The sequence below is a fragment of the Hyphomicrobium sp. genome (assembly GCF_036780825.1).
In the GTDB taxonomy this organism is placed as follows: domain Bacteria; phylum Pseudomonadota; class Alphaproteobacteria; order Rhizobiales; family Hyphomicrobiaceae; genus Hyphomicrobium_C.
Map to the genome: position 1 here is coordinate 1 of NZ_DAIQCD010000019.1, position 25,816 is coordinate 25,816.

Here is a 25,816-nt window from a genome sequence, read left to right on the forward strand (position 1 = left end):
ATTCCACGACCTTGGGGACGACGAAATAGTGGTCGTCGATCATCGGGGCGTTCTTCACAACGTCGTCGGCGATGCCGCCGTCGGTGACGCGATCCTCGCGCATCTTGAGCTTTTGGGCCACGACCCGAGTCATGGGCTCGACATCCGACGTATCGACCTCGCCGAGTTGCTCGACCCAGTCGAGAATGCCTGACAGCTCCCCCTCGAGGCTCTTGGCCTCCTCATCGGAGATCTTGATACGTGCCAGGCGTGCGATGCGGCGCACGGTCTTCTCGTCAACCTGCATGGGATCCTGCGTTGGTCTGAAGTGGCGGCGGACGCCGCGTGTTCCTCATAGCGGGCCGGCCCATGGCGCGCAACACCGGCCGTTCAGAACCGCTTGCGGTATTGGGCCAGGAAAGGCCCTAAAAGGTCTGAGAAATCATCGGTCCAGGGCTTCCGAAGGACCGGCGCCGGCAGGTTGCGGGCTCCGGGAATGGCCCGGAACTGATCAATGGCCTGCCAGCTCTTGCCGTAGACGACCACGGTCGAGCTCGTCACCGCATAGCCGTCCTCCTCGGTCTGGTCCTCGATGGTGACCGCCGAGAGACCGCCGATCGCCGGGAAAGTTGCAGCGAGCACCTGTTCCAGGTCCAAATATCGGTTCGATATGTGTAGCAGCACCGCCCCGTCCGGCTTGATCTTCGAGGCGTAAAGCTGCAGCGCCTCGGCCGTCAGGAGATGCACCGGGATGGCATCCGAGGAGAACGCGTCCACGATCACGAGATCGTAGCTCTCGTCGGGCTCCCGCGCGAACGTGAGGCGCGCATCGCCGAGCACGATGTCCGCGTCCGGCTGGCAGTTGGCCATGAACGTGAACTTCCGCGAGTTCGCGATCGATACGACGACGGGGTCGATCTCGAAGAAGCGCCACACCTCGCCGGCCGAAGAATGGCAGGCGAGCGAGCCGGCGCCGAGCCCGATGATGCCGAACTTGGCCTCAGTGCGGGCCCTGGCGGCAAGTATGCTCGTGACGCGGACGGCCGAGGCCATGGGGCTATGGGGATGATAGTAGGTGGCGGGCGTGATGCTGGCGACCGGCTTGCCTCTCTTGTCGCGGATGCGCTGTGCCCCGTGGAGCGTGGTGCCGTGCTGGAGCACGTTGAACTCGCCATCGCCCGACTGTATGACGCGGTAGACGCCGAAGTAGCTGCGCTGCGCGTTGCCGCGATGGACGCCCGAAGGCAGCAGCACGACGACCAGATAAAGGCTCATCGCCACGAAGAGCATGTGTGGCGGGTGGCGCCAGACGAGGAGCGCCACAAGCGCGAAGGCGGCCGCGATGCCGGCCGTCGATCCCCAGCCGCGAAGGTCGAGCTGATAGGTGGACGCCAGCCCGGGCCCCCAATAGATGACCGCCGCCGCCCCAAACACCATCAGCACCAGAAGCGCCAGGGCGCGCGGGCTTTCGCGACGGACATCAAGGGCGCCCGGACGGCAGGCAAAGCTCAGGGCGAGCAGAAGAGGATATTCAAACACCTCGGGGAAAATCTGCGGCGCCACGAGGGCCGCGAAGATGCCGCCGAGGACGCCGCCGGCCGACATCCATAGATAGAATTCGGTCAGGTGCCGGGCGTCGGGGCGGGCTTCGTAAAGCGTGCGGTGGGCAACGAGGGTGGCGGCGAAGAAGGCGGCCACGCCAAAGCCCGCGGAATAGAACCAGGTCTCCTTCTCGGTCTGCGCGAGTTGCAGCAGCGCGAGGATGACCGCAACCGCATGCACCGTCAGCAGAACCGGACGCGGGATCAGCGCCCGCTCGCGGAACACGATGACGAAGGTGGCCAGATAAAGAGAGAGCGGAATCACCCAGATGAGAGGTGCCGAGGCGACGTCCGTCGCCACGTGCGTCGTGAAGGCGGTCAGCAGCGCGGACGGAACGAACGCCAGCCCCACCCAGGCCGCGCGCGCGTGCCAATCGGGTTCGCGCCGCGCATCCGATGGTACCGCAGAGCCTCCGGCCGGCTGAACCTGCTCGCCGGCACCGTTTGCCGCAGTGCTGCGGACCACGACAAAGCAGACGCCCAATGCCAGCAGCAGCACGGCGAAAGCGCCCGTCCACATGGCCGCCAAGGACCGCAGGCCGAACGCGGGCTCGAAGATGAACGGATAGCCGAGCAAAGCCAAGAGACTGCCGAAATTCGAGGCCGCGTAGAGAAAATACGGGTCGGCGCTGCTCTTATGGCCGGTGCGTGCGAACCAGGCCTGAATCAGCGGCGCGTTGGCGGAGACCGCGACGAACGGCAGGCCGATGGCCACGGCGAACAGCCCGAGCTGCCAGAAATAAGGTTCGCTCACCGGCGGCTCGGACCAGCCGGCCGGGATTGCGATCGGAAGACTGAGAAAGGCCAGGGCCGTAACGGCGAGATGCACGAAGCCCGAGCGCGCAGCCGGGACAAGACGCACCAGGAGGTGCGCGTAAGCATAGCCGACGAGCAGCGCACCCTGGAAAAACAGGAGCGCCACCGCCCATACGGAGGGCGAGCCGCCGAGCAGGGGCAGCACCATCTTGGCGAACATCGGCTGGACGAAAAACAGAAGGAACGCCGACAGGAACGTCGTTCCCGTGAAAAGCCACAACATGCCCCAGCCGCGGCGCTCGGACACGCTCCCGGAGCCCGCGGGCTGGATATCGATGTCTGCCGACACGCGCTTTCCTTCTTCTCCTCGACGAGGGACCGGGGACCGGGTCACGTTCCCCGTGTGAGAAACGTGGCCGCATTTCGAGCAGCCCGTCTCTCGTTGCGCCGGACCATAGATGGAAAGCTCTGATCTGTCAGGGCCTTCTACTGCATCTGACATAAGGGAGGGTGGCGCATTCTGTCCTGTGGGGGGCTGCAAGCCCGCCTGTGCATTGCAGACCATGATCCTTATAATGACGTCATGACCGACACCCCATCCACGACTGCCGACAGCCAAGCCATCGAGCGCCGCAACACCCTCAGCGATCCACAAGCATTCGCGGCCCAAATTGGTCCGGGGCGGCTGATCGGCATCGACGCGGGGACAAAGACGCTCGGCCTCGCGCTCAGCGACGTCAGACGCTCGATCGCCTCAGCGCTCGAGACGATCCGGCGCACGAAGTTTAGAGCGGATGCGGCGCGCCTTCTTGCGCTTGCTATGGAGCACAAAGTTCAAGGCTTCGTGCTGGGACTACCGGCGAACCTCGACGGCACGGAGGGACCGCGCGCCCAGGCGACGCGTGCATTCGCGCGGAATCTGAACGCGCTCTCTCCGCTCCCTATCCTGCTATGGGACGAACGGCTGACAACGCTCGAAGCCGAGCGCATGCTGATCGCCGCCGATACGAGCCGCAAACGCCGTGCAGACGTCATCGATAAGCTCGCCGCCACGTTGATCCTGCAGGGCGCGCTCGACCGCATGCGGGGCCTGGCCGGCGAGAGTTGACGTCGAAGACGGTCCGTCCTGCTGCCCATCGGCGGACTTGCATGCACCCGTATGCCGATCGTCCGGTGACATCCGCTGCACCAACCTCCGCTTGCCGACGGATCGGCCGGGCGACCGATCGCAGGGACGCCTCTTAGGGGGACTCATTTTTTCAACCGGGCATCGGGATCGGGAACTGGCGCGCGTTCGCGGGAATTAGATCTTGGCCCAAGCGAAACGTGGCCGGCGCGGCGCTTTGCAGGACTGGGCGCACCTTACGTGACCTCACGCCGCGCTGACAATTTCCGCAAACGGCTGTCTTCACAGGCGCATCGAAACGAACGATCTACGTCATAGGACATTGCTGCACGTTCAATATGCGGAATAGCGGTGTACGGCCCAACCTTTCGTCCAATTCAAGATCGAATTTGGCGTTACCATATTTCGAGCATGCAAAGCGTATGCGCCACTGCTGCGCACGCGGACCAGAAGACGCCCCGGGGAAAGACCAACGCGAGCAAGAGGACAGGATGAAGAATGAAACATGACAACGGAGACGACAGGATGTCGTCGGCGCTGCATCTGCTGCATCGGGCCGGGCAATGTGCGGACGAGATGTTTGCGATCAGTGTGGGCGAACTTGGGCTGACGCCCAGACAGTTCGCCGTCATGATGGCGATCGCCAACAGCGAGGAACCGAGCCAGACGACGCTTGTGGAACGAACGGGAATCGACCGGTCGACGATGGCGGACATCGTGCGCCGGCTCACGTCGCGCGGGCTCGTCCAGCGCCGGCGCACCCGGCGGGATGCGCGCCGCTATGCGGTGCGGCTCACCGACAAGGGCGAGACGGCGCTGCGCACGGCCGAACCGGCCGCACGCACGACCGACGAGAAGATCCTTTCTGCCCTCGCGCCCACGCAGCGGGATGCGTTCCTGCGTTCGCTTTCACGCATCGTGATGGCGGTCGATCCCGACAGCGCCACGCGCGGCAGCCGCTCGTAGAGCCGTTCCGGTCCGATTGGACTCGAGCGCGGCTCTAAGCTTTGTTTGATCGTGCGTCCTCGCGAGCATCGGATTCCGACGCTCGGGATGCAACCATCTGAAGCACTCCGGCCGAGGCGATCGCCCACGCATAGGCGGGCGGGCGGTACGCATGTCGTGCCATGCCAAAGCCCTGCGACAGTGAGCGCAGGGCTCCACACCCTACGGAGCGTGCGCCCTTTTTTGGCCGAATGGCCTATGGGACACGCTTATGCGCAACAGGATGCGATCTCCGAGTTGCCGGATCCCGCCGCCGCCCCTAGAATTTTCTGAAGCTGCGAATTTCATCTTGAAGTTCCCTGCGGCCTTTCCGCTGCGGCACTTACCGTCCGCCGCTCCACTTTCCCAATGATGGGCGCATCCTGACGATGACACCGGCACCGCTCGATTTCCTGATGGCCTGCCTCCTGCCAGCCTGCCTCGGCTACCTGCTCGGCGCGACCCCGTTTGGCCTTCTTCTCACGCGGCTCGCCGGGCTCGGCGACATCCGACGCGTCGGCTCGGGCAACATCGGGGCAACCAACGTTCTACGCACGGGCCACAAGGGCCTGGCGGTGCTGACCCTCGTTCTCGATGCGCTCAAAGGCACGATCGCCGTGCTTCTCGGATCCGCGCTCGGCGCGCGTTTCGGGCTCGTGGCCGAAGCGAGCCTGATCGCCGGGCTCGCCGCCTTTCTTGGCCATCTCTTCCCCGTCTGGCTCGGCTTCAAGGGTGGCAAGGGCGTCGCAACCTACATCGGCGTCCTCGGCGGACTTGCCTGGCCCAGCGCTCTCGTCTTCTGTGCCGCCTGGCTCGCGACAGCGTTCCTCACTCGCTACTCATCCGCTTCAGCACTGGCTGCCGCCGTCGTGGCGCCGATCGCACTCCTCGGTGTGGGTCATGTATCGGAGGCCCTGCTCGCGCTCGTCATGAGCCTCTTCCTATTCTGGAAGCACGAGGGCAACATCAGGCGCCTCATCAGGGGAGAGGAGCCGCGGATCGGTGCCAAAGCATGATCAGACATTTCCGTTCATGGCGGCCCCACTGCCCGTCTCCGTGCTTGACGAAGACGAACGCCTCGCCTGCTTGCGGCTCATCCGCTCGACCAATGTCGGTCCGGCGACGTTTCGAGAACTGATCAATCACTTTGGCGGCGCGAAGGCGGCGCTCGCAGCGTTGCCGGCGCTGGTCCGGAAATCGGGGCGTGCGCCAACGAAAATCTTTCCCGAGCATGAGGCCGAGGCTGAGCTGACCGCGGCGCGCAAAGCCGGAGCCCGTCCGGTATTCACCATCGAGCCCGGCTATCCGGCCGCTCTCGCCGCCATCGATGCCCCTCCGCCGCTCATCTACGTGAAGGGCCGGTGCGAGCTTCTGAACCGGCCGGCCATCGCCATCGTCGGCTCCCGCAACGCCTCGGCCGCGGGCCTCAAGCTCGCACGGATGTTCGCCCATGAACTGGCGGCGGCGGGCCTCACGGTGGTATCCGGGCTTGCCCGCGGCATCGACGGAGCCGCCCACGCCGCGAGCCTCGATAAAGGGACCGTGGCCGTGGTGGCTGGCGGCATCGATATCGTCTACCCGCCCGAACATGTCACGCTGCAAGCCCGCATCGGACAGGAGGGATGCCTGGTTTCCGAGCAGCCGCCGGCGTTCATACCGAGAGCGCGGGATTTTCCCCGGCGCAACCGGCTGATCTCCGGCATCTCACTCGGCGTCGTCGTCATTGAGGCCGCGCACCGGTCGGGCACGCTGGTGACGGCCCGCTTCGCCGGCGAGCAGGGACGCGAGGTGTTCGCGGTGCCAGGGCATCCGCTGGACCCGCGGGCGGAAGGAACCAACGGTCTTTTGAAGTCGGGCGCCACGCTCGTCACAGAACCCAGAGACGTGATCGAGGCCCTGTCTCCCCAACTTGCGGGACGGACCTTCGCCGGTGGCCTGCGAGAGATTCCAGACATTCCGGCCGACTACGAAGCGCCGGGCTCAGAGGCTACTGAAACGGAAATGGCGGCGGAGCGCTGGCAGGCGGGAGAGGCCGAGCGGCAGCGTGTCTTGTCCGTTCTCGGCCCGCACCCGATCGACATCGATGAGCTGGCGCGTGCCGCCGCACTACGTGCACGAGAGGTACGGGCCGTTCTCATGGAGCTCGACCTCGCAGGCGAGATCATCCGCCATGGCCATCAACTCGTCTCGCGGACACCCGACTGACGGGTGCGACATGAGCCTCAGCCTGCACGCGGGCTTCGGCATGGGCGAGATCCAGGATGCCGGCGAGCGTCGCAAAGCCATGCCCTCCGGCCATCTCCTTCAATTCCAGCAGAAGGTCGGCAATATATTCGACCTGGTCTCCCGTCTGGCTGGCGGCGGGCCGGCAATGCTCGGGACGAGCATCGGTGAGGCGGTCATGTTCAGTCTTGCTCACGGCGTCTCGCAAGCTCCCGACGGTCATCAAGCAGGTCAAGTTAACCCTACCTGCATTAAGTTGTAAACTACCAATTTGAACAGCCTGTGGTTGCTAAAAACAGAGACCTCCTTCCATCTGGCACTCGACGCTCCCAAGTGCTAAATCGTGACCTATCTTGCATGACGAGCGGGATGGAAGCGCTGGAAGCATCGCTGCGCAGCGCACTTCCCATCCTCTCGTTGCAAGCGCGAACCAGGGCTCGTTCGGAGGGTCATTTCTCCTCCCTACGCTTCGGCTCGGTGGCATGCCGGCGGGCCGCTGGCCCACATTGATGGAGTTCATACCGATATGAAATTCAGACCCTTGCACGATCGCATCGTCGTGCGCCGCGTGGAGAGCGAGGCCAAGACCTCCGGCGGCATCATCATTCCTGACACGGCTGCCGAAAAGCCCCAGGAGGGAGAGGCGCTCGCTGTGGGCCCGGGCACGCGCGACGAGACGGGCAAGCTCGTGCCGCTCGACGTGAAGGCGGGCGACAAGGTGCTGTTCGGAAAGTGGAGCGGCACGGAGGTCAAGATCGACGGGACCGATGTGCTGATCCTCAAAGAGAGCGACATCCTCGGCGTGATCGACGCGTGATCACGCTTACATAGCTAAGCAAGATATCAACGCGAGCGCGCGGCCATTCATGGGCTGCCTGCCGCGTCTCATCCACCAGATATCGTCTCCGTTGCGCTTTGATAGCCGCGGGTGACGACCAGCTTCAGGAACGACACATGGCTGCAAAAGACGTCCGTTTCTCCGCCGAGGCCCGCGAAAAAATCCTGCGCGGCGTCGACATCCTTTCCAACGCCGTCAAAGTGACGCTCGGCCCCAAGGGCCGCAACGTCGTCATCGAGCGGAGCTTCGGTGCCCCGCGCACGACCAAGGACGGCGTTTCCGTCGCCAAGGAGATCGAGCTCGAGGACAAGCTCGAGAACATGGGCGCGCAGATGGTGCGCGAGGCGGCGCAAAAGACCAACGACCTTGCCGGCGACGGCACCACCACCGCTTGCGTGCTGACGCAGGCCATCGTGCGCGAAGGCCTCAAGGCCGTCGCGGCCGGAATGAATCCGATGGACCTCAAGCGCGGCATCGAGCAGGCGGTTGCGCAAGTGGTGGCCGAGATCGGGAAGAGCGCCAAGAAGGTCAAGAACTCATCCGAGATCGCCCAGGTCGGCACCATCTCCGCCAACGGCGAGACGGCCATCGGCAACATGATCGCCGAAGCGATGCAGAAGGTCGGCAACGAGGGCGTGATCACGGTCGAGGAGGCCAAGAGCCTCGACACCGAGCTCGATGTCGTCGAGGGCATGCAGTTCGACCGCGGCTATCTCTCGCCGTACTTCATCACCAACGCCGACAAGATGATCGCGGAGCTCGAGAGCCCGTACATCCTGATCCACGAGAAGAAGCTCTCGGGCCTCCAGGCCATGCTTCCGGTGCTCGAGGCCGTGGTGCAGACGGGCAAGCCGCTGCTCATCATCGCCGAGGACGTCGAGGGCGAGGCTCTCGCCACGCTGGTCGTCAACAAGCTGCGCGGCGGCCTCAAGGTCGCGGCCGTCAAGGCCCCGGGCTTCGGCGATCGCCGCAAGGCCATGCTCGAGGACATCGCCATCCTGACGGGCGGCACGGTGATCTCCGAGGATCTCGGCATCAAGCTCGAGACGGTCACCCTCGATATGCTTGGTAAAGCCAAGCGTGTCTCGATCGACAAGGAGAACACCACCATTGTCGACGGCGCGGGCAAGAAGGCCGACATCGAAGGCCGCGTGAAGCAGATCAAGGCGCAGATCGAGGAGACGACCTCGGACTACGACCGCGAGAAGCTTCAGGAGCGTCTGGCGAAGCTCGCGGGCGGCGTTGCCGTGATCAAGGTCGGTGGCGCTACCGAGGTCGAGGTGAAGGAGCGCAAGGATCGCGTCGACGACGCCCTCAACGCCACCCGCGCCGCCGTCGAGGAAGGCGTCGTCCCGGGTGGCGGCATCGCCCTTCTGAAGGCGTCGGTCGCCATCACGGCCAAGGGTGACAACGAGGATCAAGCCGCCGGCATCGCCATCGTGAAGCGCGCGCTGCAGGCACCGATCCGCCAGATCGCGGAGAACGCAGGCACCGAGGGCTCGATCGTCGTCGGCAAGGTGATGGAGGCCAAGGAGCCCAACTTCGGCTACGACGCCCAGGGCGACGCCTACGGTGACCTCATCGAAAAAGGCATCATCGATCCGGCCAAGGTCGTGCGCACGGCCCTGCAGGACGCCGCCTCGATCGCAGGTCTCCTGATCACCACCGAAGCCGCCATTGCGGACGCGCCGAAGAAGGACAACGACTTCGGCCACGCGCATGGCGCAGGAATGGGCGGGATGGATATGTAACGGCGGCTCACGCCTCCCAAGCACACGAAAATGCAGAACGCCCGCGGCCCCTTTCCGCGGGCGTTATGCGTTCGGATGCCCATAAGTTTTTCCTATCACATCTATCGACAATACAATTTGATCTTATAGAGAGATGTGGCTAATGGATTGGAATAAGTCTAAACAACTGGTGGGTGCATCATGACGAAAGCCACTCTCACGACCTCCAATGGCGCGCCTGTCGCCGACAACCAGAATTCGCTCTCGGCAGGTCCGCGCGGTCCGCTGCTCCTGCAGGACTATCAGCTGATCGAGAAGCTTGCGCATCAGAACCGGGAGCGGATCCCCGAGCGCACCGTGCATGCCAAGGGCTGGGGTGCGCACGGCACCTTCACCGTGACCCACGACATCACGAAGTACACGAAGGCCTCGATTTTCTCCAAGGTCGGCAAGGAAACGCCGCTCATTCTGCGCTTTTCGACGGTGGCGGGTGAGCTTGGTGCTGCCGACGCCGAGCGCGACGTGCGCGGATTTGCCATCAAGTTCTATACCGACGAAGGCAACTGGGATCTCGTCGGCAACAACACGCCGGTGTTCTTCGTGCGCGATCCGCTCAAGTTCCCGGACTTCATTCACACCCAGAAGCGGCACCCGCGCACCAACATGCGCTCGCCGACGGCCATGTGGGACTTCTGGTCTCTCTCGCCGGAGAGCCTGCATCAGGTGACCATCCTGATGAGCGACCGCGGCCTGCCGACGGACGTGCGCCACATCAACGGCTATGGCTCGCACACCTACTCGTTCATCAACGCCGAGGGCGTGCGCCACTGGGTGAAGTTCCACTTTAAGACCCAGCAGGGCCACAAGCACTGGACCAATGCGGAAGCCGCCGAAGTCGTCGGACGCACGCGGGAATCGACCCAGGAAGACCTGTACCACGCGCTCGAGCGCGGCGAGTTCCCCAAGTGGAAGCTCTTCGTTCAGGTCATGACCGAGGAAGAGGCCAAGCACACGAGCTACAATCCGTTCGACCTCACGAAAGTCTGGCCGCACGGCGAGTTCCCGCTGATCGAGGTCGGTATGCTCGAACTCAACCGCAACCCCGACAACTACTTCGCAGAGATCGAGCAGCTCGCGCTGGCGCCCAAGAACATCGTGCCGGGCATCGGCTTTTCGCCCGACAAGATGCTGCAGGCGCGGATCTTCTCCTATGCCGACGCGCACCGCTACCGGCTCGGCACGCATTACGAGCACCTGCCCGTTAACGCGCCGAAGTGCCCGATGCAGCACTATCACAAGGACGGGCCGATGCGCTTCTTCCGCAACGACACCGGCAATCCGGACGCCTACTACGAGCCGAACTCGTTCGGCGGCCCGGCTGAGGACAAGCGCTTTGCGGAGCCGCCGCTCGCGATCGAGGGCGATGCGGATCGCTACGATCACCGCGAGGGCAACGACGATTACACGCAGCCCGGCAACCTCTTCCGTCTGATGACGGCGGAGCAGCAGGGCCGCCTGATGGACAACATCGCGGCCGCCATGCAGGGCGTTCCGGTGGAGATCGTGAAGCGGCAGATCGGCCACTTCTACAAGGCCGACCCGAACTATGGCCTCGGCGTCGCCGAACGCATGGGTGTTAGCGCCGCCGACCTGCAGTTGGCGGAAGCCGCGGAGTAAGCCTCGCGAAGCAAACCACGTCACGACGTCGGCCGGGGAGCATACGCATGCTCTCCGGCCGATCTTTTTTGCCGTGCAACAAAACTCCCGCGCGTATCGGATCCCGCGCGAGCCCGGCCGCGCTGCGCCCCTCCCCACCACGAACGAGCGCCGACACGCGCCCCATGGAGCGCCCCGCCTCCCTCGCTATTTGCGGCATGTCTGGTATGATGGCGCCGTTTTCGGAATTGGAGAGCCATGCCGCGCGTTCTCGTCCCAATGTTGTTTATCGATAGAGGCGCCTCCATCGCAGGTGCCTAACCCTGGCCAGGCCATCGGTTGCCGAGGCCAGGGATATGTTTCGTCACGCTCATCACGCATCGCAGAAACGACCCACGGCCGGGGCAGAAAGCCCCGCTTGACGGAGTTTGCCATGACATCCACCGTCCTTCGCCTGACGGCCAAAGACCACATCTTCCTCGAGAGCCTCCTCCACGGGCGGAACCACGAAGAAGCCTATCTTCAGCTCCTGCGCCAGAAGCTCGACACGGCGGACGTCGTCCTGGCGCAAATGATCGGGCCAGAAACGGCGACGATCGACAGCCGCATCGCATTCAGTGTCGGCGGCGGCAGCAGCGAGCAGCGCGTGCTCACGCGCGACGAGAAAGCCACCGTCGCGGGCGGCGCGCCGCTGCCCGTTACCACGTTGCGCGGCTTGGCGCTGCTCGGCCTCTCGGAAGGCGATGTGTTTCCGCTGCGGCGACCCGATGGAATCATCGAGCCGCTGCGTCTCGAGAAGGTCTGCTATCAGCCCGAAAGCGCGACGCGCCGATCGGCCGCCGAGGGAACGGTCGTCGCGTTCCCACCGCTCGCCGCGACGATCCGCAGCGCGCCGGCGCCATCATCGCCAGAGGACGACGATCCCGGTCCCCGCGCGGCATAGAGCGCGATCCAACAAAAACGTGGAGCCGTTCCTCGATTGAAGCGGAACGGCTCGAGGCGGAGGATGACGACATCAATCAGTCTGGCATCCTCCTTCTACCCCCCACAAAGGGGGCGGAGTGCCCAGCAGACATTGCATTCGCGGCCAGGAGCGCCGCAGCCGATACTGACGCCGGCCGGCCTAGAGCCGTTCCCGTTTAGGTGGAACCCCGGAACGGCTCTAACTTTTTGTTTGATCGTGCTTCTTTCCGGACACTTTAACTTGCATGGCTTCGCCATGACCGGTTCCCACTTTTCCGGAAGCACTCTATTCAGCGGCTTCTTCGGTGAGAAATCCGCCGGATTGGCGGGCCCAGAGGCTGGCGTAGAGGCCGCCCTTGCGCAGGAGCTCGGTATGGGTCCCCTGCTCCACGATGCGCCCCTCGTCCATGACGATCAGACGGTCCATGGCGGCGATGGTCGAGAGGCGGTGCGCAATGGCGATTACCGTTTTACCGGCCATCAGCGTTGTCAGGCTCTCCTGGATGGCCGCCTCCACCTCGCTGTCGAGCGCGCTCGTTGCCTCGTCGAGAACCAGGATCGGCGCATTCTTCAAGAGAACACGCGCGATGGCGATGCGCTGGCGCTGGCCACCCGAAAGCTTGACGCCGCGCTCGCCGACGTGGGCGTCGTAGCCAAGCCGGCCGGCCATATCCTCGAGCCCCTGGATGAACTCGTGAGCATGTGCGCGCTTTGCAGCCGTGACGGCTTCCCCTGGGCTCGCCTCGGGGCGGCCATAGAGAATGTTGTCCAGAACCGAGCGATGCAGCAGCGACGTATCCTGCGTGACGACGCCGATGGAGGCGCGCAGGCTCTCCTGCGTCACCTCCGAGATGTCCTGGCCGTCGATCATGATGCGACCCGCCTCGACGTCATAGAAGCGCAAGAGCAGGCTCACGAGCGTCGACTTGCCTGCGCCGGAGCGGCCAACGAGACCCACCTTCTCGCCCGGCTTGATGGTGAGCGTCAGCTCCTCGAGCACGCTCTTCACCTTGCCGTAGTGGAAACGGACGTCGTCGAAACGGATCTCACCCCTTGTCACAGCAAGGGGCCGGGCACCAGGGCGGTCCACGATGTCGTAGCCGCGGGCGATGGTCTGCATGCCTTCATGCACGACCCCGATGTTCTCGAAGATACCGGCCACCGTGAACAGGATCCAGCCCGACATGGCGATGATGCGGATGGACAGCGTCATGGCCACGGTAATTGCGCCCATGGTCACCGCATCGTGGCTCCAGAGCCAGAGCGCTAGCCCCGCAACGGAGACGAGCAGCGCTCCGTTCAAACTGTAGAGCACGAGCTCCATGATCGTGAGATTGCGCAGCGAGGCCTGATGACGCTCGAGATGGCCCTGCATGGCCTCGCGCGCGTAGGCCTCCTCGCGCTCGGCGTGGGCGAAGAGCTTGACGGTCAGGATGTTCGTGAAGCTGTCGACGACACGCCCCGTGAGCCAGGAGCGCGCCTCGGATGCTTCCGTCGAGAGTTTCTGAATGCGTGGGACGAAGATGCGAACGACGAACGCATAGAGACCGATCCAGGCGAGAAGCGGCAGCACGAGGCGGGAATCGGCCTCCCAAAAGATGACGAGCGCGCCGATGACATGGACCGCCATGTACCAGATGGCGTCAACTGCCTGCACCATGGATTCCCGGAGCGAGGCGCCGGTCTGCATGATGCGCGTGGCGATGCGGCCGGCGAAATCGTTCTGGAAGAAACCCAGCGACTGGCGCAACACATACGTGTGCGTCTGCCAGCGGATGCGCGTCGTCACCGACGGGCTGATCATCTGGTTTTTCACGAGATCGTGCGCCGTCGAGACGAGCGGGCGGGCGATCAGGGCGACGAACGCCATGAACAGGAGCGACCCGGCGTTCTCTGAAAAGAATGTGCGGGGCGAGGCAGCGTCGCGCATCATGTCGACGAGATTGCCGACGAAGGCCATCAGCGCGACCTCGATCAGCGAGCCAAGGAAGCCGACGACGAGGAGTGCTGCGAACGGAGGCCAGACCGGCTTGATATAGTGCCAATAGAAGGCCGCAATGCTTTCCGGCGGACGGCCCGGCGCTACAGGCGGAAACGGGTCGATGCGGGTCTCAAACCAGCGGAACATCAGGCTCTTTCTTACTGCAACTCTTTCTTTCGCGAGCCCGCGGCCGCGTGCAGGCGCAAACCCCTTCTCGTTTGGCAAGGTTCGCGGTATGCGCTAACCGGCCATCGTGCCCAAACGATGGCCTCGAACACCCTCAGATGGGCAAGACGCGAGGAAAAGACAACCATGGCCGGGACGGCGAGCGATATCGAAACCAGAAAGCGTGTGGCGGAGACGTGGTTCCAAGAACTCCGCGACGAAATCTGCAAAGGCTTCGAAGCGCTCGAGACAGACCTTCCACCTTCGGCGCCGCTCGGAGGAGAGGCCCCGGGCCGCTTCGTACAGACGCCCTGGGAGCGCCAGGATCACACTGGCGGACCGGGTGGCGGCGGCAAAATGAGCGTTCTCAAGGGCCGCGTGTTCGAGAAGGCCGGTGTGCACACCTCAACGGTGTTCGGCGAGTTCGCGCCCGAGTTCAGAAAGCAGATTCCCGGCACCGAAGAGGATCCGCGGTTTTGGGCCTCCGGCATCTCGCTCATCGTGCATCCGCAAAATCCCAACGTGCCGGCCGTGCACATGAACACGCGCATGGTGGTGACGAACAAGTGGTGGTTCGGCGGCGGCGCCGATCTCACGCCGGTGCTCGACCGGCGGCGCAAGGAGGACGATGCCGACAGCCTCGCCTTCCATGCCGCCATGTACGGCGCCTGCGCGGCGCACGAAGCCGTCGCCGACTACGCGAAGCTGCGCAAATGGTGCGACGACTATTTCTACCTGCCCCACCGCAAGGAGCCGCGCGGCATCGGCGGCATCTTCTACGATTATCTAACGCCCGGCGACGAGAAGGGCGGTTGGGATGCCGCGTTCGCGTTCACGCAGGACGTGGGGCGCACCTTCCAGCGCGTCTATTCGATGCTGGTGCGCGGCAACTACACGCTGCCGTGGACGGATGCCGACCGGGAGGAGCAGCTTGTCCGCCGCGGACGCTACGTCGAGTTCAACTTGCTCCATGATCGGGGCACGGTGTTCGGCCTCAAGACCGGCGGCAACGTGGACAGCATCCTCTCCTCGCTCCCGCCAGTGGTGAAGTGGCCGTAAAGCTTTGCCGATCATGCGTGGAGGCTGAGGTGGCGGCGGCGCCGGCGGAGGCTGACGTAAATCCTGGCCGTCGCCGGGATGACGCAGAAGAAGCTTTCACCCCGTGCGAGCTACGCTGGCTCGCCTAACAGGAAACGAGCAAGAGCAAATACCCGGAGCCGCTTCTTCCAACGGGGACCGGCTCCAAGCCTGCTAACGATGCCTGAGCTCGCCCGCTTGGAGAAGCTGATCGCTCGTGCGCTGCACCGGGCGGGCGTTGTTCGGGAACAGCGCGGCGAACGTCCGGATCTGGTCCGGCGAGACTTCGATGGGTTCGCGGAAGACCGTCCAGACCAACCCCTCCGAACAGGGCGGGGTCGTCAGCGAGCCCATGTAGCGAAAGCCGGACCGGTTCGCCGGCAGCAGCGCGGCCGGATCGAACCGCTCAGCCAAGAGAACCTCGCGCCCCTCGTCCTGCGGCAGATGATCGAACAGGGCACCGAGGGCAGTGTTGTGCGCCCCGGCCTTCATGAAGACGCCGACCACGGCAAGGCTCCCCTCGGCAGATCTGTGCACCAGGTGCGCCTCCATGTCGAAGGCCTTCCCGTCAATGAGATGCTCGCTCGGGTGATGGAAGTGAAATTGCGCCAGCCCGTAGCGAGTGCCGTCAATGGTGACCGCGCAGTCCGGACAAGCAGCGGCCTCGACGGTGTGGCCGTTGTTCACGAGGCGCAGCGGAGCCGGGCGATAGTCCACGGCGATGGATGCCTCGCCCGTCAGGACGCTCGAGAGATCGACGGGGGTCTGCTGCGTCCCAAGCCGGCAAGCCTGGAACTCGGGCGACAGGCCGCTCCAATGGTCAGGACCTGTCGCGCCCTCATAAGACCAGTGAGGGGCAGCATGCTCGTCCGCACCGGCCAAGCCAGGCAGCGCGCAGCAGGCACAGCCGGCAACCGCATATTTCAAGAACGTGCGCCGCTCGATTGCCATTCCGCCCCCTTGGCTGCCGTGCGCACGAGGCGCGCTGCCGGCCGTCCGGAAAGAGTGCGCATACGGAGGTAAAAGCCGGATGAACGCGCCGGGAGGCCGTAGCCTCCCGGCGCGCCTCACTCAACGGCTCGAGGCGAGTTCGCGCGAGACCTGCCGGAACGCTTCTGCGAACTCGATGGCGCCGGGATTGGTGATGTTCCGATCCATGCGCTCGTCAAGGGCTGCGAGAAGCTCGGCGCTGGTCTTGTCGCGCACAATGGTGTTGCGGAAATAAGCGTCGCGCGCGAAGAAGTTCGCCGTCGCGGCATTGCGCGCAGCCGGCCGCATCATCTCGAGGCCGGTGCCGGGACCCGCGAGGTTCATCAGCTCGATCTCAGCGCCGGTGAGCGCCGGCAGACCCGCTTTCTCGGCCATCTGCTTCAATCCATGAAGCTTCACCGCCTGCAGCCAAGGCCCGATGTCGCCATCGAGATTTATGGCGTGAAGCCCCATCCCGCGCTGCGTGCGGGCGAACGCGACATGGCGGTCCCACTTATGCGGGATCGAGCGCGCGGCTTTCACCATCACGGCGAGCCTCGCGTGCTTCTCGGCGAGCGCCTGGCGACGCGGCGGCGGCAGGCGGCGGTCAGCCGCCATCTTCTTCAGGCGGGTAAGAAACTTCGGTCCATGCCGTGCAAGCTCGTCGCTGGTGTTGGCGCACAGGAGCTGCGCATAGCCGATCGCCGACGAGATCGGCTTTCCTGTTTTGCGGATCGGGTGAATGCCAGCCACCATGTCGGCTGTGCCGAGGCCACTCGTCTCCAGCGCATAAACCCGCACGACCTGATCGCCAGTGAGCCCGAGCGAAACGGCCTCGCGCGCATAGCGCAGCTTGAATTCCTGTTCGGGAATGCGTTCTGGACGGAAACCGTATTCCGTCCTCGCTGCCGCCAGAAAATCATCGAGGCCCGGCAGCGAGCGCGGCGGCGGCCTGTCCTTTTTCACATCATCAGCAGCCTGGTACGCCTGCCAGCGCTTGGCGAGCGCGGGCGGAAGCTCGGGACCTGCGTATTTCGGCGGGAAACTGCGCACGTAGTCCGCGGGCGCGATCGCCTCGCCCCGGCTCCGTTTGCCGCGCCGCAGGGCCTTCCGGTTCGTGACCTCGCGCCAATAGGCATCGCTCTTGAACTCATGCGTGGCCTGGGCGGAGAGATAGTCCTCGAACACCTTCCGCTCGGCTGCCGTCAGCGTCCGGGCGAATGCGTCCACGCTGCGCGCCGCGGCGCCGGGCGACGCAACGGCGAGCGCGAGCAGGAGGCTCGCGAGCGCAAGGGCGAGCGACCTCGGGCTCAGCATTGGAACAGCAAGACTGCGAGTGGGTCTCATAGCAAGCCATCCTCCGGATCGAGCTCACGCGCGGCCGCACCGGGCGTGCTGACAGGGAAGCGGATTGTCGGTCGGAGCAGGCGCTACGCCGTGCCTTGAAGCGCCGGCACCGAAGGCGAACTCAGACGTCTCATACGCGACTTGGCAGTAAATTCACACCTTGCCGGCCAACCGAACGGGGCCAACAGGCGCGCGATTGCCAGGAGAATGGGGCATTTCCTTGGACGTGCGGCGGGCGAACGCTGCGTTTTCGGCCGTTCTGCGAATCCCCAGGGCCATTCCCATTCGCGCACTTCTGGCTTACGAAGCTTTATGATTCCTTTAACTCCGTCCAATTTGCACCGCTTCAGCCCGACCGCCTTTCGCGATCTGGCCATGGGTGCCCTGGCCAATCCGCCACCGGACGAGCCCTATGGTCCCAGCGATTTCGACCTCACTCCGGAACTTGCGGCCGCGCGCCCCTTTCCCGATGCCCTTGCCAAGGCACGCCCGGCCGCCGTGCTCATTCCTGCCATCGCGCGCGAAACCGTCTCGCTGCTCCTAACGCAGCGCACGGCCCATCTCACAGCGCACGCAGGCCAGATCGCGTTCCCGGGCGGCAAAACGGAACCTTCGGATACCGGTCCGCTGGACACTGCGCTGAGGGAAGCACGCGAGGAGATCGGCCTCGACCCTTCGCTCGTCGTCCCGCTCGGCATACTCGACCGCTATCTCACGGGCACCGGCTTCTGGATCACACCGGTGATCGGACTCGTCGATCCCGATTTCAAGCTTACTCTCGACAGCAACGAAGTTGCTGATGCCTTCGAAGTGCCTTTGCCGTTTCTGATGGATCCCATGAACTATCAGCGGCACACGCTCATGATCGATGGGCTCGAGCAGCACTTCCATGCCGTTCCGTTCGGCGACCGCTTCATTTGGGGGGCAACGGCCGGTATTCTCCGCAACATGCATCAGAGGCTCTTCGCATCATGATCCGCACCGTCATCGAGAACCTCCTGCTGTTTCTGCTGCCGACCTTCCTCTATGTGGCCTGGGTGCTTGTCCGGCGCTCACGTGCGGAAACGGAGACCGGCGAGGACGGCGCCGCTCAAAGCCACTTCACGCGCGTGCTCGACGATGCGCCCCTGCTCTGGCTGTTCGCAAGCGGCGCGCTCGTCGTCATCGTTACGCTGGCGGTATTCGGCTCCTCCTCCGGCGGCAAGCCCGGCCAGCATTACACGCCGCCCTCACTCCAGGACGGTAAGATACAGCCGGGCCATATCGAGTAATGCGACGATGAGCGGCGACGACCATCTGCCGGAGCGGCCGCCGAGCCTCAAGGGCTCGTCCTGGCTCGAGCGCGCGAGTACGCAGGCGGTGCTCGAAGCGCTTAAAGGCGGTGGCTTCGAGGGGCGCGTCGTCGGCGGAGCTGTGCGCAACGCCCTGATCGGCGCGCCTGTAAAAGACATCGACATCGCAACCACAGCCCCTCCCGAGGAGGTGATGCACCTCGCCGCGGCGGCGGGATTGAGCGCCATTCCGACTGGCCTCGCACACGGCACCGTGACGGTGATCGCCCATCATGATCCGATCGAGGTGACGACGCTCCGGCGCGATGTCGAGACCTTCGGCCGGCATGCGCGCGTGACGTTCACGACGGAGTGGGCGGAGGACGCCGCTCGGCGCGACTTCACGCTCAATGCACTTTACTGCGGACTCGACGGCACGGTGCACGATCCCGTGGGCGGCTATGGCGATCTCCTCGCGCGGCGCGTTCGCTTCATCGGCGACGCCCGGGCGCGCATCCGGGAGGACTATCTGCGCATCCTGCGCTTCTTCCGGTTCACGGCGACGTATGCAGAGGGCACGCCCGACCCCGAAGGGCTCGCCGCCGCGATCGATCTTGCAGACGGTCTGGCGCAGCTTTCCGCCGAACGGGTGCGCGCCGAGCTCCTAAGACTGCTCAGCGCACCGCGGGCGGTTGAGATCGCGCGCGTCATGGCGGACGCAGAGCTTATCAGGGCCCTCATCGGAACGGCCGGCGATATCGGCCTTCTCGAACGGTTGGCAGAAATCGAGGCAGGATTGGCTCTCGATCCCGATCCTCTCTTGCGACTGGCGGCGCTCGCCGGCGGGGGGCGGGCCATGATCGGGCTCGCCACACGTCTCCGGCTCTCGAACACCGAGGGCGAGCGATTGGCCCGGCTCATGCTTCGGGACCGCGCTTTCGATCCCGCGACGGACGTGCGGGAGGCGCGGGCCTTTCTCTATCGCTTCGGCGAAGAGGCCTTTCGCGATGGCGTCATGCTGGCCTGGGCCCAGGGCGGGGCGGCGGCCGAGTCTTCGCACTGGCGTGAGCGCTTCGCGGTTCCAAGCCACTGGTCCGTCCCGACGCTGCCGGTGCGCGGTAGCGACCTTCTCGCGCGCGGCCTTGCGGAAGGCCCTGCCATCGGGCGTGTGATGCGCACGTTCGAGGACTGGTGGATCGGCGAGGACTTTGCAACGGACGAGGTGCTGCTCGCGCACAAGCTGTCCGACATCATCAAGGCGAACCGCGACCCCCATTAGCCGGTGCCCACTTTTCCGGAAGCACTCGTTTTATCGTGCTTCTGATCGGAAAACCGGCATCCACCTTTCCGGAAGCACTCGTTTTATCGTGCTTCTGATCGGAAAACCGGCATCCACTTTTCCGGAAGCACTCGGTCCGCCGTGCTTCACTTATTTCGCCCGCGGCCCCTGCAGACGGCGCATCGCACCCTCGATCCGGCGCCAGGTCGCCGCCTCATCCGCCGCGCCCTGCTCCTCGAACAGGCGGGCCTTCTGCGCAGCCTCGGCGATGGCCTTCGGGCCCTGAACCTCCATCAGCTTGCGGGCGTGCTCCTCGATCTGAACGGCAAGCATGGCGCGACCTCCTTTGCTCGTTTCCAAGATCGGGCAATCTTCCGTCTCGTCTCCATGTGGGTTCCTTGCACGGCCAGGCAAGTCCCCGCCCCATGAACTCACGCCACAAAAAAAGCCGGAGCAGCATACCGCTCCGGCCCAATCTCTGCGACACGCGCGGGGCTCATCGAGCCCCGCACGGCGGACCTTAGAAGTCCATGCCGCCCATGCCACCCATGCCGCCGGGGCCCGGCATTGCCGGAGCATCCTTCTTCGGCTTCTCGGCAACCATGGCCTCAGTCGTGATCAGGAGACCAGCCACGGAGGCAGCGTCCTGCAGCGCACAACGCACGACCTTGGCGGGGTCGATGACGCCCTCAGCGAGCAGGTCGCCGTAGACACCGGTCTGGGCGTTGAAGCCGTAGGCATACTCCGCGTTCTCAAGGATCTTGCCGGCAACGACGGCACCATCCTCGCCCGCGTTCTGGAAGATCTGGCGCGCCGGCGCCTGAAGCGACTTCCGCACGATGGAGACGCCGACCTTCTGATCCTCGTTCTGGACGTTGAGTGCATCGAGGGCCTTGGCCGCACGCAGCAGCGCAACGCCGCCGCCCGGGACGACGCCTTCCTCGACGGCGGCGCGGGTCGCGTGCAGCGCGTCGTCGACGCGATCCTTGCGCTCCTTCACCTCGACCTCGGTAGCGCCACCGACCTTGATCACGGCAACGCCGCCCGCGAGCTTCGCCAGACGCTCCTGAAGCTTCTCGCGGTCGTAGTCCGAGGTCGTCTCCTCGATCTGCGCCTTGATCTGCTTCACGCGGCCTTCGATGTCGGCCTTCTTGCCCGCGCCGTCGACAATGGTGGTGTTCTCCTTGTCGATCGAGACACGCTTGGCTTTACCAAGCATATCGAGGGTGACCGTCTCGAGCTTGATGCCGAGATCCTCGGAGATCACCGTGCCGCCCGTCAGGATGGCGATGTCCTCGAGCATGGCCTTGCGGCGATCGCCGAAGCCCGGGGCCTTGACGGCCGCGACCTTGAGGCCGCCGCGCAGCTTGTTGACGACCAGCGTGGCGAGAGCCTCGCCCTCGACGTCCTCGGCGATGATGAGCAGCGGCTTGCCCGTCTGCACCACGGCCTCGAGCACCGGAAGCATGGCCTGGAGGCCCGAGAGCTTCTTCTCGTGGATCAGGATGTACGGGCTCTCGAGCTCCGCGATCATCTTGTCGGCGTTGGTGATGAAGTACGGCGAGAGATAGCCGCGGTCGAACTGCATGCCCTCGACGACATCGAGTTCGGTCTCGAGGCTCTTGCTTTCCTCGACCGTGATTACGCCCTCGTTGCCGACCTTCTTCATGGCCTCGGCGATCTTGGAGCCGATCTCGATATCGCCGTTGGCGGAGATGGTGCCGACCTGGGCGATCTCGTCGTTGGAGGTGACCTTCTTCGCCTTGGTCTTGAGCTCGTCAACGACGGCCTGAACCGCCTGATCGATGCCACGCTTGAGATCCATCGGGTTGGCGCCGGCCGCGACCGACTTCGCGCCTTCGCGCACGATGGCCTGGGCGAGCACGGTGGCCGTGGTGGTGCCGTCACCGGCGAGATCCGCCGTCTTCGAAGCCACCTCGCGCAGCATCTGCGCGCCCATGTTCTCGAACTTGTCCTCGAGCTCGATCTCCTTGGCGACGGAAACGCCGTCCTTGGTGATGCGCGGAGCGCCGAAGCTCTTCTCGATGACGACGTTGCGGCCCTTGGGGCCGAGCGTCACCTTGACCGCGTTGGCGAGGATGTCGACGCCGCGGATCATCCGCTCGCGCGCGTCCTGCGAGAATTTTACGTCCTTAGCTGCCATGTGATGCAACTCCGTTGAAAACTTTGAGAAATAATTCTATCAGGCCGCGGCCTTGGCCGACGCGTTGCCCTCGAGGATACCGAGGATGTCGCTCTCCTTCATGATCAGGAGATCGTCGCCGTCGATCTTGACTTCGGTGCCAGACCACTTTCCGAACAGGACGCGGTCACCGGCCTTCACCTCGAGGGGAACGATCTTGCCCTGCTCGTCGCGAGCGCCGGGGCCGACGGCGACAACCTCGCCCTGCTGGGGCTTTTCCTTAGCCGTGTCGGGAATGATGATGCCGCCAGCGGTCTTGGTGTCCTCTTCGACGCGCTTGACGACAACGCGGTCATGCAAGGGACGGAACTTCATGGGCTACCCTCATGATGCATATGGTTGATCATGTTAAGAAATTTAATCCGATAGAGGGGCTGCGCCGCGCTCTTCGGACAGTCTGCGACCCGTCTTCGCGACCTCGAACGACGGAGACGCAGCGCCTATATGAGAAAGGGTGCTAGCACTGTCAAGGGTGGAGTGCCAGATAGCGGCGCCCGCGGGCGGCATCGTGAGCGCGCCAAGCGCTCGACGGCTCGCTGTGGAGGTAAGGCTTTCTCGCTTAAAAGACTCATACGGCGCCCAAGCCCGGTCCTGGACCGACATAGCTCCGGACACCTTTTCAATCCCCTTCAATCCCCACCCACCGTTCAGCGGGATCGCTTTGCTTATGATCCCCACAGTCGGGGAGGCGTTTTGGCATTAACGTTCCTGCCCTACGAAAGCTGCTTTACAGATTCAACCGTGCACGGCGTTTCGAGGAGCAAACGGGCCAAATAACAAGTGCGCCGCCAGATTGGCGGCGCACTGAATGCGGCAGATTTTCGCAGGGAAGCGATTGCGTTCACTCGGGTCAGAACCGTGCGAGAAACGCGCTCCAGGTCTTCGTTTGAGAGGCTCTTTCACACTCTTGATACGCGGCCTCCTAACGAGGCGGGCAAACAAGACTGCTCGTATCGAGAACGATCGAGCTCTCGTGCGATGATCTAAAAATTCACCCCTTACGCAGCGCAGTTCCGGGTTAATTCTCGCGTTCTTTTATGATCCCGAAGCCGGTCCCGCAACTGGCACGCTCCGCGAACTTCAAAATCGGGACACTAGACAGCGAAATCCGTGATTTTCGCACCCTTGCTCAGCTTGGCAACGAGCCAATTTGGCTTGCGGCCACGGCCAGTCCAGGTCTCTGCCCGATTGTCGGGGTTCATGTATTTCACGGTCACAGACTTGCCGCGCCCACGCTGGCCAAACAGCTCGCCAACCGAAAACCCGGCCGTCTCGGCGAGGGTCGTGATTTTTTGCTTTATCTCGGACCGCTCACGCTCTTTGGCTGCATTCAAAGCCTTCTGTGCACGAGCAATGATATCCGAAAGCTCCTTAACCGACATCTTGTCGTAATTGATAGCGGCCATTCCGTACTCCATTGGTGGGTATCTGGTCGGGATAGGATGTCGGGGACGAGGCATTGCCCCTTCAATTCTCAACGCATCAAAGCACCCAGAATTGATGAAAGTCTTCTTCACCCCTTGATATGTTCACAAACTTTCATGGATTCTGGCAGTGCCAAGCGATCCGCAACCAACGGCCGCGGATTCACCAGGTCAATAAAATCTTTTAGAAGGTTTCGTCAAGGCCGAGAAAATAATCTCGGCCTTTATTCACTTCGCAATGCATCAATCGGATTGAGGCGAGCCGCCCGGCGGGCCGGAAACAATCCGAAACAGATACCAGTTGCAGCCGCAGCAGCAAGGGCGCCGCCGAGAACCGACGGAGAGACCAAAACTGGCCAATTTGCCGCAAAAGCGATGATTGCAGACGCGGACACGCCTGCGGCAATGCCGATCAATCCGCCAAGAAGACAAAGAGAAACAGCTTCGACCAGAAACTGCAGCATTATATCGCGCCTGCGGGCGCCAACCGCCATTCTGAGCCCAATCTCACGCGTGCGCTCCGTCACCGAGACCAGCATGATGTTCATAATTCCGATCCCGCCGACAACGAGCGAAATGACCGAGGTTGCCGCGAGCAAATAGCTGAGCGTCGTGAGCACCTCGCTCCTTGCCTTCATCGTTTCCGCCAAATTGCGCACCGAGAAACTGTCCTCGGCATTGGCCCGCGTCCGGCGGCGCTGGCGCAGAAGGCTTTCGATCTCCTCCTGCACCTCATCGATGTCGGCGCCTTCGTCGACCTTGACGTAAATGCGCCCGACGCGATCGTTCTGCACCTGGCTGCGTCCCGACACCCGGAGCCGCGCCGTCGTGATGGGAATGAGCACGATATCGTCCTGATCGCGCCCCATGACCGACTGGCCCTTGGCTGCCAGCACGCCGATCACCTCGAACGGAACGTTCCTGATGCGGATCGTGGCGCCGACCGGATTTTCGCCCGCGAAAACTTCCTTCGCGACCGTATCGCCGATCACGACAACCTTGGCGCCGGTACGCACATCCGACGGCTCGATCTCACGACCTGAGACCACGGGCCAATCGCGCACCATCGTGTATTCCGCATGCACGCCATTCAGGCTCGACGTCCAGTTGGCGTTGCCGCGCACGATCGGCCCCGAGTCATCGATCTGGCCGGACACGGCCACGACGCCCGGGATCTTGTCACGGATGCCGGCAACGTCGGTCTCGCTCAGCGGAATGTCTGTGCCCGCCCCGCTCGCCCGGCCCATGACCCGCATGGAGCCCGGAAACACCACCAGCATGTTGGTGCCGAGCGCCTTGATCTGCTTGTCCACCTCGCTCGAGGCGCCGGTGCCCACAGCGACCAGGATGATGACCGACGCGACACCAATGACGATGCCGAGCGTCGTCAGAACCGAGCGCAGAAGGTTGGTGCGGAGCGCGCGGATGGCGATGGCGATGCTGTCCAGGAGGTTCATGTCGAACTCCCTACTTTCGTGGCTACGCCGCCGCCCGCGACATAGGGCGTCTGGCGAATGTCGTCCACGATATGCCCGTCGCGGAACGTGATGCGCCGGCCGGCCCACAGAGCGATCTCGGGCTCATGCGTCACGACGACGATCGTGATGCCTTCACGATTGAGATCGGTGAAAACCTGCATGATCTCCTCCGACGTGCGGCTGTCGAGAGCGCCCGTCGGCTCGTCGGCGAGAATGAGCTTCGGGTTGTTGACGAGCGCCCGCGCGATGGCGACGCGCTGTTGCTGTCCGCCCGAAAGTTGCCGCGGCGTGTGATCCATACGGTTTCCGAGCCCGACCTGTTCGAGCCGCCGGCGTGCCATCGCCTCGCTCTCTGCGGGGCGTGGCTTGGCGTAAAGCAGTGGCAGCATCACCTGCTCGAGCGCAGAGGTGCGCGCCAGGAGATTGAACTGCTGGAAAACGAAGCCGATGGTGCGGTTGCGCAGATCGGCCAACTCATCGACCGAGAGGGCGCCAATGTCACGCCCGTCGAGGACGAGTTGACCCGAGGTCGGCACGTCGAGCGCGCCGATCAGGTTCATCATCGTCGACTTGCCTGAGCCGGACGGGCCCATGATGGCGACGAAGTCTCCGGTGGCGATTTCGAGCGAGACGTGATCGAGCGCGACGACGCGCTGGTCGCCGATCTGATAAATCTTGCTCAGATCGCGGGCGGAAACGAGCGGCGGACCAAGGGCGGGGTCCGCCCGCTGCTGCGGCTCAGAGCCTGACGGGCGCTCGATAAGAG

Annotated in this window: 24 protein-coding genes; 13 read left to right on the plus strand and 11 right to left on the minus strand. The window is 64.0% G+C overall.

Annotated features, from left to right (window positions below; genetic code table 11):
* Together gatC and V7P99_RS09455 are read right to left on the minus strand one after the other, a co-directional pair.
* A partial coding sequence (gene gatC, locus V7P99_RS09450) for an Asp-tRNA(Asn)/Glu-tRNA(Gln) amidotransferase subunit GatC (protein ID WP_333794562.1) occupies positions 1 to 286 on the minus strand: 286 nt, incomplete at its 3' end.
* A gap of 83 nt (positions 287 to 369) precedes the next feature.
* The gene (locus tag V7P99_RS09455) at positions 370 to 2,685 is read right to left on the minus strand and encodes a fused MFS/spermidine synthase (protein ID WP_333794563.1); all 2,316 of its coding nucleotides are present in this window, start codon (positions 2,683 to 2,685) and stop codon (positions 370 to 372) included.
* A gap of 234 nt (positions 2,686 to 2,919) precedes the next feature.
* Between V7P99_RS09455 and ruvX the strand changes: the two genes are divergently transcribed.
* The 9 genes from ruvX to V7P99_RS09500 all read left to right on the plus strand — a co-directional run bounded on the left by ruvX (position 2,920) and on the right by V7P99_RS09500 (position 11,836).
* On the plus strand, positions 2,920 to 3,444 hold the full coding sequence (gene ruvX, locus V7P99_RS09460) for a Holliday junction resolvase RuvX (protein WP_333794564.1): 525 nt from the start codon (positions 2,920 to 2,922) through the stop codon (positions 3,442 to 3,444).
* A 516-nt stretch (positions 3,445 to 3,960) separates the two neighbouring features.
* Complete coding sequence (locus V7P99_RS09465) at positions 3,961 to 4,428, plus strand: MarR family winged helix-turn-helix transcriptional regulator (protein WP_333794565.1); 468 nt, start codon at positions 3,961 to 3,963, stop codon at positions 4,426 to 4,428.
* A gap of 407 nt (positions 4,429 to 4,835) precedes the next feature.
* The gene (gene plsY, locus V7P99_RS09470; protein ID WP_333794566.1) at positions 4,836 to 5,462 is read left to right on the plus strand and encodes a glycerol-3-phosphate 1-O-acyltransferase PlsY; all 627 of its coding nucleotides are present in this window, start codon (positions 4,836 to 4,838) and stop codon (positions 5,460 to 5,462) included.
* 16 nt (positions 5,463 to 5,478) lie between these two features.
* Complete coding sequence (dprA, locus tag V7P99_RS09475; RefSeq protein WP_333794605.1) at positions 5,479 to 6,651, plus strand: DNA-processing protein DprA; 1,173 nt, start codon at positions 5,479 to 5,481, stop codon at positions 6,649 to 6,651.
* A 10-nt stretch (positions 6,652 to 6,661) separates the two neighbouring features.
* A complete protein-coding gene (locus V7P99_RS09480; RefSeq protein WP_333794567.1) occupies positions 6,662 to 6,931 on the plus strand; it encodes a hypothetical protein in 270 nt (89 codons plus the stop codon).
* 264 nt (positions 6,932 to 7,195) lie between these two features.
* Positions 7,196 to 7,486, plus strand: a complete 291-nt coding sequence (locus V7P99_RS09485; RefSeq protein ID WP_333794568.1) for a co-chaperone GroES — start codon at positions 7,196 to 7,198, stop codon at positions 7,484 to 7,486.
* A gap of 137 nt (positions 7,487 to 7,623) precedes the next feature.
* Positions 7,624 to 9,258: a chaperonin GroEL gene (gene groL / locus V7P99_RS09490; protein WP_333794569.1), complete on the plus strand. Its 1,635-nt coding sequence runs from the start codon at positions 7,624 to 7,626 to the stop codon at positions 9,256 to 9,258.
* 180 nt (positions 9,259 to 9,438) lie between these two features.
* On the plus strand, positions 9,439 to 10,914 hold the full coding sequence (locus V7P99_RS09495; protein ID WP_333794570.1) for a catalase: 1,476 nt from the start codon (positions 9,439 to 9,441) through the stop codon (positions 10,912 to 10,914).
* 412 nt (positions 10,915 to 11,326) lie between these two features.
* Positions 11,327 to 11,836: a nucleoside-diphosphate kinase gene (locus V7P99_RS09500; protein ID WP_333794571.1), complete on the plus strand. Its 510-nt coding sequence runs from the start codon at positions 11,327 to 11,329 to the stop codon at positions 11,834 to 11,836.
* A gap of 306 nt (positions 11,837 to 12,142) precedes the next feature.
* Here the strand turns inward: V7P99_RS09500 and V7P99_RS09505 are convergent, their stop codons facing one another.
* The gene (locus V7P99_RS09505) at positions 12,143 to 13,984 is read right to left on the minus strand and encodes an ABC transporter ATP-binding protein (protein WP_333794572.1); all 1,842 of its coding nucleotides are present in this window, start codon (positions 13,982 to 13,984) and stop codon (positions 12,143 to 12,145) included.
* 165 nt (positions 13,985 to 14,149) lie between these two features.
* On the opposite strand from V7P99_RS09505, the gene hemF reads away from it, so the two are divergent.
* A complete protein-coding gene (gene hemF, locus V7P99_RS09510) occupies positions 14,150 to 15,061 on the plus strand; it encodes an oxygen-dependent coproporphyrinogen oxidase (RefSeq protein WP_333794573.1) in 912 nt (303 codons plus the stop codon).
* 192 nt (positions 15,062 to 15,253) lie between these two features.
* Here hemF and V7P99_RS09515 read toward each other — a convergent pair whose 3' ends face one another.
* A complete protein-coding gene (locus V7P99_RS09515) occupies positions 15,254 to 16,030 on the minus strand; it encodes a carbonic anhydrase (RefSeq protein WP_333794574.1) in 777 nt (258 codons plus the stop codon).
* Between the two features lie 120 nt (positions 16,031 to 16,150).
* The gene (locus tag V7P99_RS09520) at positions 16,151 to 17,395 is read right to left on the minus strand and encodes a hypothetical protein (RefSeq protein ID WP_333794575.1); all 1,245 of its coding nucleotides are present in this window, start codon (positions 17,393 to 17,395) and stop codon (positions 16,151 to 16,153) included.
* Between the two features lie 375 nt (positions 17,396 to 17,770).
* Between V7P99_RS09520 and V7P99_RS09525 the strand changes: the two genes are divergently transcribed.
* The 3 genes from V7P99_RS09525 to V7P99_RS09535 are packed head-to-tail and all read left to right on the plus strand — an operon-like array spanning position 17,771 to position 19,945.
* Positions 17,771 to 18,370 (plus strand): CoA pyrophosphatase, encoded by a 600-nt coding sequence (locus V7P99_RS09525; protein ID WP_333794576.1) that lies wholly within the window; start codon positions 17,771 to 17,773, stop codon positions 18,368 to 18,370.
* Positions 18,367 to 18,666, plus strand: a complete 300-nt coding sequence (locus V7P99_RS09530; RefSeq protein WP_333794577.1) for a DUF6111 family protein — start codon at positions 18,367 to 18,369, stop codon at positions 18,664 to 18,666. Before V7P99_RS09525 ends, V7P99_RS09530 begins: the two co-directional genes overlap by 4 nt.
* Before the next feature lie 7 nt (positions 18,667 to 18,673).
* Complete coding sequence (locus V7P99_RS09535; protein WP_333794578.1) at positions 18,674 to 19,945, plus strand: CCA tRNA nucleotidyltransferase; 1,272 nt, start codon at positions 18,674 to 18,676, stop codon at positions 19,943 to 19,945.
* Between the two features lie 150 nt (positions 19,946 to 20,095).
* Here V7P99_RS09535 and V7P99_RS09540 read toward each other — a convergent pair whose 3' ends face one another.
* The 6 genes from V7P99_RS09540 to V7P99_RS09565 all read right to left on the minus strand — a co-directional run bounded on the left by V7P99_RS09540 (position 20,096) and on the right by V7P99_RS09565 (position 25,811).
* Positions 20,096 to 20,278, minus strand: coding sequence for a hypothetical protein (locus V7P99_RS09540; protein WP_333794579.1), 183 nt, complete (start codon positions 20,276 to 20,278; stop codon positions 20,096 to 20,098).
* A 187-nt stretch (positions 20,279 to 20,465) separates the two neighbouring features.
* Positions 20,466 to 22,109, minus strand: a complete 1,644-nt coding sequence (gene groL / locus V7P99_RS09545; protein ID WP_333794580.1) for a chaperonin GroEL — start codon at positions 22,107 to 22,109, stop codon at positions 20,466 to 20,468.
* Positions 22,110 to 22,148: 39 nt separating this feature from the next.
* Positions 22,149 to 22,463, minus strand: a complete 315-nt coding sequence (gene groES / locus V7P99_RS09550; RefSeq protein ID WP_333794581.1) for a co-chaperone GroES — start codon at positions 22,461 to 22,463, stop codon at positions 22,149 to 22,151.
* 779 nt (positions 22,464 to 23,242) lie between these two features.
* Positions 23,243 to 23,554 carry an H-NS histone family protein gene (locus V7P99_RS09555; protein ID WP_333794582.1) on the minus strand — a complete coding sequence of 104 codons (312 nt, stop codon included), beginning with the start codon at positions 23,552 to 23,554 and terminating at the stop codon, positions 23,243 to 23,245.
* Positions 23,555 to 23,796: 242 nt separating this feature from the next.
* A complete protein-coding gene (locus tag V7P99_RS09560; RefSeq protein WP_333794583.1) occupies positions 23,797 to 25,029 on the minus strand; it encodes an ABC transporter permease in 1,233 nt (410 codons plus the stop codon).
* Complete coding sequence (locus tag V7P99_RS09565) at positions 25,026 to 25,811, minus strand: ABC transporter ATP-binding protein (protein WP_333794606.1); 786 nt, start codon at positions 25,809 to 25,811, stop codon at positions 25,026 to 25,028. The genes V7P99_RS09560 and V7P99_RS09565 overlap by 4 nt, the downstream gene beginning before the upstream one ends.
* Between the last annotated feature and the right edge of the window lie 5 nt (positions 25,812 to 25,816).